Annotated in this window: 13 protein-coding genes; all 13 read right to left on the bottom strand. The window is 46.5% G+C overall.

Translation table 11 applies throughout. The features are described 5' to 3' along the window. Nucleotides 1–189 precede the first annotated feature (189 nt). The gene (locus PAHA3_RS04840) at nt 190–915 is read right to left on the bottom strand and encodes an HD domain-containing protein (protein WP_082762719.1); all 726 of its coding nucleotides are present in this window, start codon (nt 913–915) and stop codon (nt 190–192) included. A gap of 1 nt (nt 916) precedes the next feature. Beyond that, nucleotides 917–2356 (bottom strand): NAD-dependent malic enzyme, encoded by a 1440-nt coding sequence (locus PAHA3_RS04835; protein ID WP_062833710.1) that lies wholly within the window; start codon nt 2354–2356, stop codon nt 917–919. A 210-nt stretch (nt 2357–2566) separates the two neighbouring features. Further along, nucleotides 2567–4639, bottom strand: coding sequence for a beta-galactosidase (locus PAHA3_RS04830; RefSeq protein ID WP_062833709.1), 2073 nt, complete (start codon nt 4637–4639; stop codon nt 2567–2569). A 51-nt stretch (nt 4640–4690) separates the two neighbouring features. After that, entirely contained in the window at nt 4691–5776 is a 1086-nt protein-coding gene (locus tag PAHA3_RS04825) for a glycoside hydrolase family 53 protein (protein ID WP_082762718.1), read from the bottom strand. Between the two features lie 33 nt (nt 5777–5809). Next, nucleotides 5810–6688 carry a carbohydrate ABC transporter permease gene (locus tag PAHA3_RS04820; protein ID WP_062833707.1) on the bottom strand — a complete coding sequence of 293 codons (879 nt, stop codon included), beginning with the start codon at nt 6686–6688 and terminating at the stop codon, nt 5810–5812. A gap of 29 nt (nt 6689–6717) precedes the next feature. Further along, nucleotides 6718–7608: an ABC transporter permease gene (locus tag PAHA3_RS04815; RefSeq protein WP_062833706.1), complete on the bottom strand. Its 891-nt coding sequence runs from the start codon at nt 7606–7608 to the stop codon at nt 6718–6720. Nucleotides 7609–7798: 190 nt separating this feature from the next. Continuing rightward, entirely contained in the window at nt 7799–9484 is a 1686-nt protein-coding gene (locus tag PAHA3_RS04810) for an extracellular solute-binding protein (RefSeq protein WP_062833705.1), read from the bottom strand. A 123-nt stretch (nt 9485–9607) separates the two neighbouring features. Next, nucleotides 9608–11236 (bottom strand): response regulator, encoded by a 1629-nt coding sequence (locus PAHA3_RS04805; RefSeq protein WP_062833704.1) that lies wholly within the window; start codon nt 11234–11236, stop codon nt 9608–9610. A gap of 72 nt (nt 11237–11308) precedes the next feature. Continuing rightward, nucleotides 11309–13063, bottom strand: coding sequence for a sensor histidine kinase (locus PAHA3_RS04800; protein ID WP_062833703.1), 1755 nt, complete (start codon nt 13061–13063; stop codon nt 11309–11311). 303 nt (nt 13064–13366) lie between these two features. Further along, nucleotides 13367–14065 carry a hypothetical protein gene (locus PAHA3_RS04795; protein WP_062833702.1) on the bottom strand — a complete coding sequence of 233 codons (699 nt, stop codon included), beginning with the start codon at nt 14063–14065 and terminating at the stop codon, nt 13367–13369. A gap of 180 nt (nt 14066–14245) precedes the next feature. Continuing rightward, a complete protein-coding gene (locus PAHA3_RS04790; protein ID WP_062833701.1) occupies nt 14246–15775 on the bottom strand; it encodes an ABC transporter substrate-binding protein in 1530 nt (509 codons plus the stop codon). A gap of 131 nt (nt 15776–15906) precedes the next feature. Then, entirely contained in the window at nt 15907–16815 is a 909-nt protein-coding gene (locus PAHA3_RS04785; RefSeq protein ID WP_062833700.1) for a carbohydrate ABC transporter permease, read from the bottom strand. Between the two features lie 17 nt (nt 16816–16832). Then, the gene (locus PAHA3_RS04780; protein WP_062833699.1) at nt 16833–17819 is read right to left on the bottom strand and encodes an ABC transporter permease; all 987 of its coding nucleotides are present in this window, start codon (nt 17817–17819) and stop codon (nt 16833–16835) included. Nucleotides 17820–17926 lie beyond the last annotated feature (107 nt).

Raw genomic sequence — 17926 nt, 5'->3', positions numbered from 1 at the left:
TTATCTTAATTCATTTCATCACTCACTATAAACAGATTATTAATTCATTTATGTATGTTAATACACATTATTAACCCCAAATGATAAACCTAAAAAGAAGCAAATCTTCAAAATGGATTTTCGCCACTTCAAAGATTCGCCTCTGTTACTTATTCAACCTCTGTGTATCGTCATGCTTATCATGCCTGTCTAACGGTCCGTGCCCTCCCATTCCCTTTTGAACTGGTCCACGAATTGCACCATATAATGATGACGCTGCTCCGCCAGTTCCTTGCCATAGGAGGTATTCATCAGATCTTTGAGCTTGAACAACTTTTCGTAAAAGTGATTTATCGTTGTGCTGCGCCCATTGCGATATTCCTCACGGGTCATGTGCTCCCGTGGGGGAAGGGATGGATCATACATCTCGCGCCCCCTCGCTCCTGAGAAGGCAAAGGTGCGTGCGATCCCAATCGCCCCCAGCGCGTCCAGACGATCCGCATCCTGTACTACTTGTGCTTCGAGCGAACTGACCGCAGGACGCTGGCCTCCTGCATACGAGATGGTACTAATAATACCCACAACCGCTGCGCGTGTATCCGAATCAAGCGGCTGGGTATCCAGCCAGGCATTCAGTTTCGCCATCCCGGCTGCCAAACTCTCATTCAGCTTCTCATCCGGTACATCATGTAATAATGCAGCCAGTTCACAGACAAATGGATCTGCACCCATGCGGTGAGCGAGTTCGACCGCAAGTGCAGTTACCCGTTCAATATGCGGCCAGTCATGACCATCCGTATGCTTGGACGAGTCCCCTTGTACAAAAGATCGGGCAGCACACAGTACAGCCTCTCCTACGGCTGTTCCATCTACATTGCCCAGGTGCTCTTGTCCTTTTACGATCTGGCTAGATGGTTGAAGAGGGTTCTCTGCCATCTTAAGATTCCCCACCTTCACGAGACTGCTCACGTGGAATACGCCGCGCTACACCCGTCTTAACAGCTGCTTCAATGACGCGGTTACGCATTGATTTGACTACTTTATCATTGAACACACTCGGAATAATGTAATAACGTGTACGCTCTTCATCCGTAATGGCCGAGGCAATCGCTTGAGCGGCTGCCAGCTTCATTTCTTCATTAATTTCGGTAGCCCGGCAATCCAGAACTGCCCTGAAGATGCCAGGGAAACATAACACGTTGTTGATTTGGTTTGGATAATCTGATCGTCCTGTCGCCATAACAGCTACAATGTCCTCCACCAAAGCAGGCATAATCTCAGGTACCGGATTGGCCATCGCAAACACGATTGGATCTTCGGCCATAGTCTGTACATCTTCACGAGTTAACAGATTGCCGCGTGATAAACCAATAAACACGTCCGCTCCACGAATGACATCACGCAGCGAACCAGTTTCCAGTTCCGGGTTGGTGCGAGCCGCATAGTCACTCCAGACTTCATTCTCATAGGTTTGTGTCCGTACAATCGCACCTTCACGATCAACACCAATAAGTCGGCTCGCTCCCGCAGACAGCAAAATATTACTGCATGCTACACCTGCTGCACCAATACCGCAGACCACGATCTTCACATCCGTGATGGACTTGCCTACCAGTTTGAGTGCATTGATCAGACCGGCATATAACACAACCGCCGTGCCATGCTGGTCATCATGAAATACCGGAATGTCCAATTCCTCGTTCAGACGACGTTCAATCTCGAAACAACGCGGTGACGAAATATCCTCCAGATTAATGCCGCCAAAACCAGGTGATATCGCTTTCACAGTACGAATGATTTCCTCGGTATCCTGCGTGTCCAGGCAGATTGGGAAGGCATCCACACCTGCAAACTGTTTGAACAACATGGCCTTACCTTCCATGACGGGCATCGCTGCACGGGGACCAATGTTGCCCAGTCCAAGTACCGCACTGCCATCGGATACCACGGCTACCGTATTCCGCTTGATCGTCAGCGAGAAAGCTTTCCCCGGTTCTTCCACAATGGCCGAACATACCCGAGCCACATCCGGGGTATACACACGTGACAGATCTTCCCGATTCTGAATCGGGGTCTTCGGTGTCACTTCGATCTTGCCGCCCAAATGCAGCAGGAACGTTCGATCTGATACGTTAATGATGGATATACCTTTGAGCTGGCGTACGCCTTCTATAATTTTGCTGTTATCCTGTGCATCTGTTACCGCGACGGTCAAGTCGCGCACACTGACATCCTGATTGGTCGAAATGACGTCAATGGCAATGATGTCTCCACCAGCTTCCGAGATGGCCGAAGCCACTTCGCCAAACTTGATATCTTTAGTTGTCATTTCCAGCCGAATAATAATGCTGTTGCCGTCCAGATTTCTCTGATTCATTTCAATTCCTCCCAGACTGAAAGTCTTGAGTTACAAGTTACCTGTTTGTCTTCGCTGCGCGGACACGTTTATCCTTTATCTTGTCCAGAAAAAGTGGTTCAACAGCCAAAAACATAAAATAAAAAAGACACCCCAAACACCGATAACAGGTGTTCAGGGCAATCTCTTCTTATACTACTATCGTTTATTCAATAATAAATGGAATGTATATCATTTTCGGGCAGCCGGTCTGCGAAGGACACGAATGTCGTATGGTTGCAAGCTGAGACTGGCTTCCACAGCATCACCACTGAGCAGATCCGTATAGGACTGTCCATCTAGTACAACCAGTTTCTCATCTGGTGTATAGTTCTGTACAAACACATAATCAGCCGTACCATCTGTACGCGTATGTGCCGTTGTGCCGGAAGGCAGCTCCGTTTCAAGTCCACGTTCAATGTTCAGGTCAGCGATCAGTTGCGCATAGAAATCATCATAGAATGGCGCTTTCAGACGCGTCGCCACGTAATACGCTTTTCCTGAACCCAACTGGTTAACCGTCAATGCCGGACGTCCGGCATAGAAGTCAGAACGGTACGTAGCCAATGACTGTGCGCCTTCCAGATGAATCAGATCACACAGTTCAATTGCATCATACGCTGTATTGAGCTGAAGCTCATTGCCCTGCACAGGAATGATTCCGTTCAGATCACGATCATGCAGTCCGTCAATTTCTTCAGACCAGATGCCAAGCGTCTTGCGCAGTGGACCTGGGAATCCGCCCAGGAAGCACAGATCATTCTCATCAACAATACCGGACCAGTAGGTCGCTACAAACGTACCACCTTGCTCCACAAACTTCTCAATGCGTTCGCCGACACCTTCACGTACCAGATAGAGCATTGGAGCAATCAGCAACTTGTACTTGGACAGATCTGCATCCATATCGATAACGTCTACAGCAACTCCCTTTTTCCAAAACGCTTCATAATGCTCTTCTACCGTCTGCTCATACTTTACACCGATATTGCGCGGACCCTGTGAATCATTAACAGCCCAGCGGTTTTCCCAATCGAATATGATCGCCACTTCTGCCGGAACCGCTGTTCCCACAATAGCTTCCATGCCTTCAAGAGCTGTACCTACGTCCGTCACATCCTGGAACACGCGAGTGTGCTCCGTTCCAACGTGGTCTACCACTGCGCCATGGAGTTTCTCACTGGACCCCCGGCTCTTTCTCCACTGGAAGTACTGTACACTATCGGAACCATGTGCCACAGCCTGGAGAGAAGAGAGCAGATGCATACCAGGTTTTTTCAACTTGCTAACCTCTTGCCAGTTGGTTGAACTTGGGGTACTTTCCATCAGCAAGAACGGTTGTCCGCCTTTGATGGAACGAACGATGTCATGCATCATTGCGATCCGGGAGGCCTGTTTTGCATCTTCATCTGCGTCATGCCATGTTGGATAGCTGTCCCAAGACAGGAAATCCAGAATATCGGCGAACTTCCAATAGTTCAGACCACCATAGAATTCCATCAGGTTCGTTGTAACAGGCAGATCTGGATTCTGAGCTTTCAATGGTTTCGTTTCGTGCACGATAAAATCAGCTGTCTGATCGGTAACGAAGCGACGCCAATCCAGATTCATCGCGTGTACCTGTGTCTCACCATGCGGAGCCGGAGATTCCACTTGACTCCAGTCTGTAACCGTGTGACTCCAGAATGTGGTCCACCACGAATGATTAAGTTCATCCAGTGTCTTATACTTGTTCTGAACCCAGCCTCGGAAAGCTTCCTGACAGTAATCACAATGACAGTCTCCACCGAATTCGTTCGAGATATGCCAGCCGATTATAGCCGGATGATCTGAATAACGTTCTGCCAGTTTTGTATTGATCGCAGTGACTTTCTCACGGTATACCGGTGAAGTATAACAATGGTTGTGACGGAAACCATGTAGGTTGCGGACCCGTTTCTCAGAGACACGAAGTACTTCCGGGTACTTGGCGGACATCCAGGCAGGTCTCGCTCCACTTGGTGTAGCCAGGAATGCATAGATACCATTGGCTGCAAAACGATCCAACACCTGATCCAGCCATTCAAACGTATATACGCCTTCTTCCGGCTCAAGGGATACCCAAGAGAAGATACCAATGGACATCACGTTACACTTGGCAAGCTTCATCAAGCGAATATCTTCTTCCAGAACTTCAGGATAGCGGAGCCATTGCTCCGGGTTATAGTCTGCGCCATGCAACATGTGCGGGGCTTTGGAACTTACAGGTGGAAATTTGTATGTCATAAGGACAACTCCCTTGCTTTTGAATTACAATTTGTATTGAATACAACGATATTACACGTATGTCTCTGCATCTGATTCTTCTGCAGCAGCGAGCGCTGTAAACGATTCCAACTTACGACCTTTAAAATCAAACATCGTGAGGTTACCCCAGTTATTCGGATGTCCTACGGACCATTCTTCCTTACTAGGTATCCAGGCAGGTTCCCAATAATAGAATCCATGACCCAAACCACCAGGAACTTCGCGAATGATCTGCAACAGATCCTTCAGATATTTGGTCTGACCTTCTACGCTTGCAGGGTAGCCTGGCAACAACAAGTCTTCCTGATTCAAAATCCATTCGATGCCTTCCGGCTGTTCAAGCGTCCACGGATAAGCGGTTTCAACGACATTGACAGGTTTACCATAACGCTCAGCCAGATCATGCAGATTGTCACGTAGCGCGTCGAGTGTGCCATGCCACCAAGGATAATACGAGAGTCCAATGATATCGAACTCCACACCCAGTGCTTCAAAGCGATCGTAGAACTTGCGGCTCTCGGCGTTATCTCCACCACGATCAATATGTATCATAATCTGGATATCGGCGTCAACGGATTTGACCGCAGCAATTCCATACTTCACAAGGCCTGCAAAACGCTCCCACTGTTCATCCGTATCGTGCTCTTCCCCACCGACACGTCCCTCATTCCATAACATGCCTGGTGTAATCTCGTTGCCGACCTGCACCATGTCTGGAAGAGCATCATGTTCCTTCAACGTTCTCAGGACATCAGCGGTATACGTGCATACCGCACGTTGAAGCTCCTCATAGGAGAGATGTTCCCATGCCTTTGGTTTCCACTGATTAGCTGGATCGGCCCACCGATCGGAATAATGGAAATCCAGCAAAAACTGCAAGCCCTGCTCCTTAATCCGTTTCGCTACTGCCACCGTCCGCTCCAGATTGCAGAACCCACCTACAGGATCATTCCAGATCCGCAGCCGTATGGCGTTAGCGTCATTGAGCTTCAGGATGGACAGCAAGTCTTGTTCCTTGCCGTCCACATCACTGTAGGTCCCACCATGTTGTTCTATCTCGTCCATAAAAGATACATCCATTCCAAGAACGAATGTCTTTTCCTCCAAGTTGCTCACTGTATCAGCCTCCATTTAATTTGTGATACAGGCTCAGCCTTTAACTGAGCCCAACGTCATACCTTTAACAAAGAAACGTTGCAGGAACGGATACACAATCAAGATTGGTGCACTTCCAATGAAGATCTGTGCCGCTCTTACCGTCGTTTGAGAGAGAGACTCCATCTCTTTTGGATTCATGCTCATGCTGCTCATGTCACGTCCGATAATGACCGTTTGCATAAATGTAGCAAGTGGATAATCCTTGGCATTATTCATATAGAGCAATCCATCAAACCAGGAGTTCCAGTGAAAAACCATGCTGAACAATGCAATGGTTGCAATCGACGGCAAGGAGATCGGCAGGAAGATACTGAACAATGTTCTGAAATGGTTGGCTCCATCCATCAGCGCCGCTTCCTCTAGCTCTTTCGGAATACCGCGGAAGAAGTTCAGCATCAGGATGACAAGGAATGTGTTAACTGCCCCTGGGAGTACCAGTACCCAGAAGGAATCCATCAGCCCGATTTTCTGGATAACCATATAGAATGGAACAAGTCCTCCATTGAAAATCATGCTGAATACGAAAATCCAGGAGTAGATTGTTCTGCCCTTGAACTCACTATTTTCTTTGGACAACGGATACGCCGCCAGGAACGTAATCAGCAAGGTAATTGCTGTACCAATCACTGTACGTAGGAGTGAAATCCAGAGCGAGTTCAAGAAAATTGGATTGTTCATCGTCTTTTTGTAAGCTTCAAGTGAAAAACCTACAGGCCAAAGGTTGACCAGATTGGCATCCGCAGCAGCCTTCGTACTAAAAGATACTGCCAGTACATGAATCATCGGTACGATACACATGATGGCGATCAAAATCAGAAAGCAGGTATTGACTATATTAAACACGCGATAAGGCAATGATTTATGATACATCGTGGTCCCTTCTTTCTCTGTTCATTCGATTAGAATATGCGGTATCCAGCGTATTTTTTGGCTAAGCTGTAAGATACGAGAATCAAGATCATGCTAATGACTGATTTGAACAATCCGATCGCTGTTGCGAAGCCCATCTCACCATTTTGCATCGCAGAACGATATACGAATGTATCAATGATGTCACCCGTTTGATATACGAGCGGGTTGTACAGGTTGAAAATCTGGTCAAATCCGGCATTCAGTACGTTACCAAGAGCCAGTGTACCTACAACCATCAGCATCGGCACGAGCGAAGGAATGGTAATATGCAGTGTCTGTTTCCAGCGTCCTGCTCCGTCAATTTCTGCTGCTTCGTACAATGCTGGATTAATTCCGGCAAGGGCAGCCAGAAAGACAATCATGTTATAGCCAAATTCCTTCCACACATCTGTCAGAATGACCGTAGATCGGAACCAACTGTTGTCTCCGAGGAAGAAATATGGTCCAAGTCCGAAAGTTCCCAGAACCCGGTTTACCAACCCTCCGGTTGACAGCAGATCTATCAAAATCCCGCCCAGAATGACCCAGGACAAGAAGTGAGGTAAATAGACAAGTGTCTGAATGGTTCGCTGTACAGCCATCTTGCGAACCTCATTCAAAAGAATGGCAAAAACAAATGGAATAAATAAGTTGAAAATCAGTTTAAGTACAGCAATAATTAATGTGTTCCAGATGACTTGTAAGCTGTCTTCACGTTCAAACAAATATCTAAAGTTGTCCAGCCCGACCCATTCAGAGCCGCTAATCCCAAGCCATGGCTTGTAATTCTGGAATGCCATAATGATCCCGCCCATAGGCACATAACTGAAGATGATCAGAAAGATAATGGCTGGCAACAGCATAACGTGGAATGGCCAAGTGCGTTTCAAAGTTCTCATGATTGCTCCCCCTGTATTTCTTCCTACTCAAGTACTCCCTGAGTGGCTTATAATGCGATTATATCAACCTTTTACGGGGTCCAAACAGCACATAAAAGCAATATAAATGGCACAAATTCAACCACTTTGCTTCAGCCTGAACAAACCAAAAAAAGCGCCCAGACGACGATCGTCTGGGCGCTGCTTAAAACTATTTTTTCACACCGTCATACCATTCGTTGACCTCTTGTGTGATCTGGTCACCGCCACCGGATTTCCACGTTTGTACAAAGGTATCAAACGCATCAGCCGGATTTTTGCCATAGATAATTTCGTTAAATGCCTGATTCTCGATTTTGTTCAGGTAGTCCAGTTTGGATTTCATCGTCTTCGTTGTCGGACCTGTGAACATGTTTTTGAATGAAATTTCTTCTTGGCTCAGCAACACTTTCGCTGCCGCTGGCGTTTCTTTACCATAGTTAACAGCAACATCTTTCTCCAACTTCGTTTCCGGCTCTTTGCCGTCCGCCAAATTCAAGAGTGCTTTCATTTGTGCATCTGGAATACGAGCACCGTCACGAACAAGCAAATAACGTACAACGTTCACGTATCCGCCTTCGATCTCGTCAATCGGCATTTGTTTTCCATTAGCGTCCAATTGATAGTCATAGCCTGCAAACAGACCGTTATCATAAGGGCTACCTGGTGCTGGGTCTGCATAATTGTCGAACAGGTAGTTTTGATACGTGAAGAATGCCTCAGGGTGTTCCATATCTGCCTTGATCAACGTAACACCATTAACGAACTGTGTACCGTGACGCATCGCTTTACCTTCAGGGCCAGTTGGAATCTCAATTGGTTTCCAAACAGCACTTGGTACATTTTTCGCTGTATCCAGAAGTGGCCATCCGCTCATCCAGTAAGGACCTGGAATAATGCCGGCTGTACCTGCAACTGCTGGCTCTGCCGTTTTGTTTTCATCCCATAGAGCTGCTTCTTGCGGGATATAACCTTTTGTGAGCCATTCGCTCAATTTGGTCAAACCTTGCTTCATACCTGGATTGATAGAACCATACTCCAACTTGCCATCCGCAGCCAGATTCCATTGGAACGGCAATGTTCCGTATGCTCCGAAGATCCAGGATGGGTCTCCCATCCATGTGTTCATGGATGTTTTGAAACCAATGCTGAGCGGGATGACCTTATCCGGAGACAATCCATCCGGGTTTTGGTTTTTGAATGCATCCATAACGGTTTCAAGCTCATCGATTGTTTTTGGAGCTTCCAGCTTCAGCTTATCCAGCCAATCCTGGCGAATCCAGAGCAAGTAATCATTGTTGTATGCATAGTCCAGAACAGGGATACCCATTCTTTTGCCATCACGACTATATTGGTTCCATACGTTAGGGTCTTGCTCCATTGCTTTCTTCCAAGTGTCCGAAGCATATTTGTCGAACAGTGGACCCACTTCCTGATACATACCGGAATCAATCAGATCTTGGGCAAGCAGGTTATCACCTACGGTTACGATGTCAGGCATATCTTGACCAGAAGACATCGCCAAGCGAAGTTTGGTTGCAAATGCCCCATTCGTATCTGTTACAGACCATAATGAACTGATATTAATACCGAATTGATCCTTGGCCCACTTGGTTGCCACGTTATTTTCCATGGATTCACCATTTTTAAACTTCAGCTCAGGGTCAATTCCCCATGCAGTCGTAATGGTTACTTCCGGATCATATTTTTCTTTGTATTCGTTTTCAACTCCAGATGTACTTGGTGTGGCACTATCTCCGCCCCCACTGCCTCCTGAACATCCTGCAAGAACGACAGTTAGACACAGCGTTGTAGCGAGAAGCGTCAAGAATCTCTTTTTCGTTGATTGCGCTCTCATGTTGTTCCCCCTTAAATCGTTTTGGTTACCCTTTCATTATAGGCTGACCAGGCCTTTGAGCCTATGATACGAAATCAAGATTTCTGCACCTTTGCCAACCTATATTCTGGAATGTTGTTGAAATTATGCCTGATCCCGAAATTCATTGGGTGTCATGCCATAATGCTTTTTGAACATTTTGCTGAAATATTGCGGATTTTGATAGCCGAGCTCACTCGTGATCTCATATATTTTTTTGTTGCTATTCTTGAGCAAATACAGCGCACGCTCCATGCGCATACGAATCATATAATCCCCAAGACCTTCCCCCGTCTCTGCCTTGTAAATCTTCGATAGATATACAGGGTGCAAATATACCTTGTCCGCAATCATCTTCACCGACAGATCCTGCCCAGTATCTCTAGTCACCAGTTCCTGAACCTGCTTGATCACATGTCTGCGGCTCTGCACACCTTCCTGATCAGACAATTCTTCCTGAAGTTTCGCCAGCATCTCGGTTGCCCATCGCCGCAGCTTCTCAGGAGACTGAATTAACTGATGAGCAAGGAGCAGATCGAATCCCGCATGATCAATCTCATGTACCAGATGCCCCTGTTTATGGGCGATGTACATAAATGCATTGGTTACGGACAGATACATCTCATACACATGTTCTCTCGACAAACGTACTTGTTCGGCTGCATCAAAGACCGTGTTCAGCTTGCGTGCTGCCGCTTCCCATTGCTTGGTCTCAAGCAATTGCGGAAGTACAGGCGGCTTGTACAGCTCTTCGAGTGCCTGCGTCGCATCATTGTCGGGTCGTTTGCTAAGTGCCTGATCCATGTCCATGTATATAATCTGGTGTTCTTCCGGTCCGGAAAGGACAAGGGAACCCAGACTTTTTCTATACGCTGCTGTCAACTCATTAAAGGGAAATGATGGTGTAACCACCATGGACAGATCTCCCTGCAAATATCGAATGACATGCTCACGGAAGGTTTCAGCAGAGATCCTCAACGTTTCCAAGTTCATCTGTGGAGCTTCAATCTGTCCCTGACTCTGTAAAAACATAACCAGACACTCATGGGGTCCGCGACCAAACCACACGTTAAATTGCTCTCCGAGTACTTCCTCCGCTATATTACCTACAGCAAAATCCATTAGATCAAGGGACTGCTGGTCCATTGACGAGAATCGTCCTGTAAGACGAATCAGCATCATCACTGCCGGTTGTTCCGGATCAATATGGATCTCATATTGTTGCAGTTGTTCCCGGAGTGCCCGCGCCGTTATCTCACGACCAAGCAGCAGATCATGCATGAGATTTTCCCGTAAAATTTTATAGTCAGACTTCCGGCTGTATAAAAGCCGGTGATATTTATCGAATTCATCCCACTCATCACGAAGAGATGTGATGGCTGCTGAGACCGATCCCATAAACTCATCATCGTTAACGGGTTTGAGGATATAATCCGCTGCCTGCAATTGAATGGCTTTCTTCGCATAAGCAAAATCACTGTGACCCGTCAGCAAAATACATCGAATATGAGACCAGCGCTTGCTTACCTCTGCAATCAGATCCAGTCCCGACATGCCAGGCATTCGAATATCCGTGACTACGATGTCTACTGCATTCTCCTCCATAATCTCTAATGCTTCTTTTCCTGAAGCTGCTCGCAGCACGGTCGTTACCCCAAGTTCTCCCCAGGGGATCGTGAGTTCCAGACTTTCTGTTACATACGTTTCATCATCTACCAGCAGTATATCTATCAAGCTAGTCACTCCCTATCTCGTTCGTTCTACAGTGGATTCTATTTTTCAACATGCGCTACATATTCCAGATGTTTACTCTTCGTTCTCCAGAAGATACTCCTGCTTGGCAGGCCAAGACAATGTAACGCGTAATCCACCAAGTTCCGATTCCGTTATATCAATCCCTGCCTGCTCCCCATATCGAAGCTGGAGTCTTTGATTCACATTCCACAGGCCACAGCCCATCTCCTGATCCATCGTTCCCCTGAGCTTATTCGAAAGTGCCTCACGCGCCTCTTGCGTCATGCCTTGCCCATCATCTTCTACGACAAGAACCATGACACCGCCCTGTTTTTCCCCGGATACTCTTATTTCTCCAGCTTCCGCATCCGCTTCAATACCGTGAATCACCGCATTCTCCACCAGTGGCTGCACGATCAGCGGTGGGACTTCCTGTCTCAGCATCTCTTCGGACAGATCAAGCTTGTAATGAATGCGGTCCATACGCATCCGTTGGATCTCCAGATAACAGCTGACAAATTCAATCTCCTCTGTCAACGGTACCACGTCCCGTTCTTGTCTTGTTGTATACCGATAATATCGCGAGAGGTTATGCGACATCGCTACAACGGCGTCCATGCGCTTCAGCTTCGCCATACTCGTAATGAAGGAGAAGCAATTATAGAAGAAGTGCGGGTTAATCTGCGATTGCAGCTGCTTCAATCGGGCTTCACGCACATGAATCTGTTCCAGGTAAACGTGTTCAAACAACTGCTGGATCTGCTCCACCATCAAGTTGAAACGTTCGGACAGAAAACTGAATTCATTGCGGCCCTTCGGCTTAATCCTCACCGAATAATCTTCCTGCTTTAAGCGCTGGAACCCACGAATGAGTTGTTTCACTGGCACCTGCACCTGAACATATAACAAGTACGCCACACCAAAACTCATCAACAACAAACAAATCATGGAAGAATAGAACAACATATTCGATTGATGAATGGGCTTCAAAATATCTGATAGAGGCATATAGTCCACCAAATACCAGCCTGTTGTACTGGATTTCACAGTGTTGACCATGTAAGGCTCGTTCCCGATCACCACTGTACGATTATCCACGTCCTGAAGTTTATGGATGGACAGTTCTTCCATCAACTGATTCGTTAGTGAACGATCTGAAGTCCGGTTATAGATAACTCCCGATTCTTCTCGGAAATAGAATGGATCATGTCTGCCATCGTCCTTGAATTTGTCGAGCATATCCCGAATGTTGTCACTATCAAACTCCAGTTTGATAATCGTTTCCGCATTATTAACCGGGTCTTTAATGCCGTATGGGGATACCGTAATCCAGCTAAACATGAACCGATCATCTTCCCCATCCTGAATTTTGCGTACATCCCAGCCGGAACTGATATTTTCCCTTAGCGCTTCTTTATCGTAAGAACGTGCGTCCCTTTCGGAAACCACCCTGCCCAGCGAAGGGGAATACAGATATAACTTTGTCGCCCAATTGGATGAACTCTCCTGAATACTCAGCTTATTCTGAATACGCTTAACCAAATTAATAGCATCTAGGTCAAAATATTTACTGTCCGCATAAATTCGTCGGAAGCTCGCAATATCAGGATCATGTATGAGCAGGTTCGGCCATGAGGATAACAGCTCGATGTGTGTGTTCACCTGATTCTGGAAAAATTCAAGCTGGTTGCTATTGGATCGATTCAACTCATCTCTGAGAACAGCTGTCGTTTTGTGATTGGAGTACCAGTACAGAAGCACAACTGGAATTAGCATAATTAGAATTAGAATGACCATTTTGGAAAACAGATTTGTCCGATATGACATCTTTTCATCTCACCTTGTCTTTATTTGTCGTGACATTAATTGTAATGATGTAAGCGGTAAAGACAAACTATTTTTTTGAGACAAACTGATTCCCATTATCTAGCGTAAGCGTTACCAATTCAAGGGGAAAGGAGACAAAACCAATATTTCTGCACTAATTACAACTTCCACGCAAAAAAAGAGCCAGCGATTAGCCAGCTCTCTATCCCGATTTCAGTATACATCTTTAATCTTTCTATTCAAAATAAACCTTATTCTAGTTCTGTTTATGTACTAATTCTGTTTCTTCTACAAAGGTATAAACTATGGAATATCATAATCAAACACCGTATTCGCACCATCCACGCCTACATCCAGCACAATATCCATAAGTTTCCCATTGACGAGCAGCGGAGCTTCCGCTTTCCCATAAAACTCCAACTCGCCCGTAAATGTTCCATGGCGTCCAATCTCAATATGTACTGGTCTTAATTGCACAGACTTCAATGCTTCATAGAGTGGGTCGTCCTTAAACTTGTAACTGCTCGCGAGATCAGGCAATAGCACAGCGGACACGGACGCTCTGCCGTAATTTTTGAGTGTCAGATCACAGGTTGCTCGGGTCTCACCATTACTTCGGACATTATAAGAACAGGAGCTTGTATTCTGTACATAGGATACACCATCAATGCCTTCAGCTCCCCACTTGGCTACATACATGAATTTATCCGTCATGTACGAATAACTGAGAACGATAGCGAGAACGATGATCCATAACCCTTGTGCAAGACCCGGGAACGACTTTCCAATCTCTTTGCGAGTAAGGTAGAACCCACACGCGAAGATCCCCAATCCGAGGAAAAGTGTGATATGAACACCACTTAAATAAGATGTAGTATACGGGGATATACCTATTGCTGACAGCATGGTATCTCCAACAGAAAAACCAAGATGGTGGTTAAATGTAAAGATGATTGCAAAAAGCAATAAAGCCCCAGAGAACACAAGTCTGGTTCTCGACACACGAACACCCCCAATCAACCACCTGATTATATCATATTTTTCCTAATTATGATTAACAATCCAAATCAAAAAACAACAATAAAAAGAACGTCTTCGGTTATTCACCGAAAACGTCCTCCATATTCACCGCTAACAAGAGCTTGTAGTAACACCCGTCTCACTGTGATGGCTGATAATCATTTATTGCTTAGCCAAGAATGCATCAAGTTGTTCTTGTTTGGCAGCAATGATTTTATCAATGCCTGCTGCTTTGAGTTTCTCCAAATATTTCGGGATCATCTCGTTCGGATCTACGGCACCCGATGTCATACCTGGCTTGAACTGTTTGTTCACGTTGTTGACCGCTGCAATTTCATTTTTGACAGATTGGCTGTTGAACGTAAAGCCCAGTGCTGGCGACTTCACACCTTTGGCGTTAAACTCTTTGAACTTTTCCCATTTCTGCGGATCTTCATTATCCCAGAGGAAGTTCAGGAACTGGTTACCCAGCTGCCACTGTGCACCTGGATTATAGGTACGACTGTTGGCATCAACCCCGTCAGGAAGAGCAATGATATTATCCTGTCCGTCTTTTTTCACATAATGTGTGCCTTCAATTCCGAAGTTCAGCAAGTTGTTAATTTCCTTGTCGGAATGCAGCAGGTTAATGACCTGCATCGCTTTCTCCGGTTGCTCTGAAGAACGGGAGATCGCGAGCATTGCTCCAGATGCATCACCCGTCGTAATGGTCGGCTGTGTCATCTCAATCTGAGTCAGTGGGAAACCCACATACCCTTCTTCTTCTTTATCCTTGCCTGGCTTCATACCATCCGTCCAGAGAAATGCTTTTCCAGCCTTCGCCTGGTCTTTCGGGAACACATTGGAAGTCGCAGCATCACTGTTGATATATCCCGCTTGATACCACTTGCGAGCGAGTTCCGCCGCTTCTTTGAATTCCGGGGTCTCCACTTCATTCAGCACCGTTGTTCCGCCTGCTGTTTTGGAAATTACTCCAGGTACGGAAGCATCCCCGAGATAATCCCAATCCAGATTCTCCAACAGCCCGTTACCATTGGTATTGGACATATAGAATGGTGTAATCGCTGGCTCATTTTCCTTGATTGTTTTGAGCAGCGGCTCCAAATCAGCCCATGTCTTAACAGCTGTCAGGTCCAGGTTATACTTGTCAGCCAGATCTTTACGAACCAGCACGCCACGTGTGGCAGCAAGTTCCTTATTTGTAGGAACACCGTAGTTCACGCCATCCACCTGCGAACCTTCCAGAAAGGCAGGGTCCAGGTTTTTCTTGATATCCTGACCATGCGCATCAAGCAGATCATTCAGTGGCAAGAATGCGCCTTTGGCTACATTCACCGTGTAGTTCTGCCAAGCCGCTGTGAAGATAATGTCTGATTTTTCGCCCGAGGAGATCATGAGATTCAGCTTGTTATCCCACTGTCCCCAGTCAATCGCATTGATCTTGAGCGTGGCCCCGATCTTCGGTTCCATCTTCTTGTTGATCTCGGCTTCCACCAGAGCGACATCCTTCTGTGGTGTCCCCGGGTAGAAAAGCGTAACTTCATAGGGCTTGCCTCCACCCTCACTTGCTCCTCCGCCTTCGGCTGCTGGTGTTGTTGTTCCACCTTTGTCTGATGAGCAAGCTGCCAGCACCAGGCTCAGCGCCATAACCGTTGCCATCATGCGTGACCATACCTTTAATGATCTAACCAATTGAACCCCTCCTGTCATGTGTTAAACCGTACAGCACTTTCCCCAATTCACAATTAAACCCATAGCAACTTCTATATATGCCCTTTCAGTCCATCTTCATTTACCATGCCCACTCCGCTAACCGGCCAGAGTTATCCTTTCACAGCGCCAACCGTAAGACCTTTGATGAAATAACGCTGGAAGAATGGATAGGCCAGTACAATTGGACCAATACCGACCACAGCCATCGCCATTTGCAGTGTTTTGTTCGGCAGATTCAGCAATCCACCCTGCGACGAAATCTGTGAAGAGACGTTGGAATTGGTTGTAAGATATTGAATATCGAGCAGCGTCCGGTACATAAGGTACTGAAGGCTGATCGTCCGGTTATCCGATATAAAAATCATACTAAGGTACCAGTCATTCCAGTAATTGAGTGTACTGAACAACGCGACAGTTGCCATTACCGGAAGGGACAGCGGGAGCACGATACGTGTAAACGTTCTCAATTCTCCTGCACCATCAATTCGAGCCGATTCCAGAATGGATACCGGTATGGAGTTCGCGAAGAATGTACGCATGACCAGTACAAAGAATGGGGATAGCAGTAGTGGCATAATGAGTGCCAGTATGGAGTTTTTCAGATCCAATACGTTGACATAGACCAGGTACCAAGGTACCAGACCCCCATTGAATAACATTGTGAAGAAGATGAAAAAGGCAAACCAACCACGATAAGGCAGATCTCTCCGTGAGAGCGGATACGCATACAGTGCAGTCAGAGCGACACTTGTAATGGTACCCACAACGGTAACGATAAAGGATATACCATAGGAATGGAGGATCTGATCCATATCTCTGAACAGAAACTCATAGGCCGTCAGGCTGAACTTCTCTGGAATAAGCTTATACCCATTTGCTATAACTGTTGTCTCGTCCGAGAATGAGATGGCGAAGACAAGCAGGATCGGCACGATACAGGCAATGGCATAGAATATAAACATCGCATGAATAACGGATGCGGAACGCTTCGATACGGCTAGTGGATCACGTGATTTCACAGCTGACTTGCCTCCTCTCAAAATAATGCATTATCTTTATCCATCCGCCTAACGATGGTATTGGATACAAGAACCAGTACGAATCCGACGACCGCTTGGTACAGACCCGCTGCGGATGACATCCCGATATCTCCACCGATAAGGAACGTTCGATATACATAGGTATCCAGTACATTCGTTACAGGGAACAGAGCTCCGGATTCCAGTGGAACCTGGTAGAACAGACTGAAGTCTGCATAGAATATACGGCCTATTTGCAATAACGTCATAATGACGATCAACGGTACGAGAAACGGAACGGTGATGAAGCGTATCTGGTGCCATTTGGTTGCTCCATCGAGTATAGCAGCTTCATAATATTCTTCATCGATCCCCACGACAGCTGCCAGATAGATGACGGCATAATATCCGATATTCTTCCACGTGTTCACCAGTGGCAAAATATACGGCCAATACTTCGGCTCGGAATACCAGTCGATCGGCTGACCGCCGAACATCTGTAGAATGGTAGAGTTCATGAAGCCTGAATCCTTGCCCAGGAAAGCCAGTACCAGATAACTGACCACAATCATGGACAGGAAGTATGGCAGTAGCATGAGCGATTGATACAACTTGGACATCGCCTTGTTCTTCACTTCATTAAGCAGAATAGCAAGCCCGACACCTACAAAGAGATTGAGTGCAATAAACACAGTGTTATACGCGAGTGTATTCCGGGTAATTTCCCATGCATCACTGGTCGAGAACAAATATTTGAAATTGTCCCATCCACTCCACGGGCTGCCCCAAATACCATCAGCATAGTTTACATTTTTGAATGCGATCAGAACGCCGAACATCGGCATATAGTTGTTCACCAGCAGAAACAGGACGCCTGGCAAGAACATGAGGTACAGCACCTTGAATTTGCCAAGATTGTGCCACACAGACTTGCGCTTTCGGACCGTTCCTCCCGGTACTTCCGATATCCGTACTCCCTTACCCGCCTGGGGTTGTGTCTTCATAACTTGTTCTCCCTCACTCCTCTTGAATTCTTCCTCAGGATGAAGCTCCGTTGTGGCTCCTGTGGTTCAAGTATACGGCGGGGCGAGCAAGACCTCTATCTGCTGTG

Source organism: Paenibacillus amylolyticus, assembly GCF_001570725.1.
GTDB classification, from domain to species: Bacteria; Bacillota; Bacilli; order Paenibacillales; family Paenibacillaceae; genus Paenibacillus; species Paenibacillus amylolyticus_A.
Note: the sequence above shows the minus strand (reverse complement) of the source record. Positions and strands in the feature narration are given on the sequence as shown.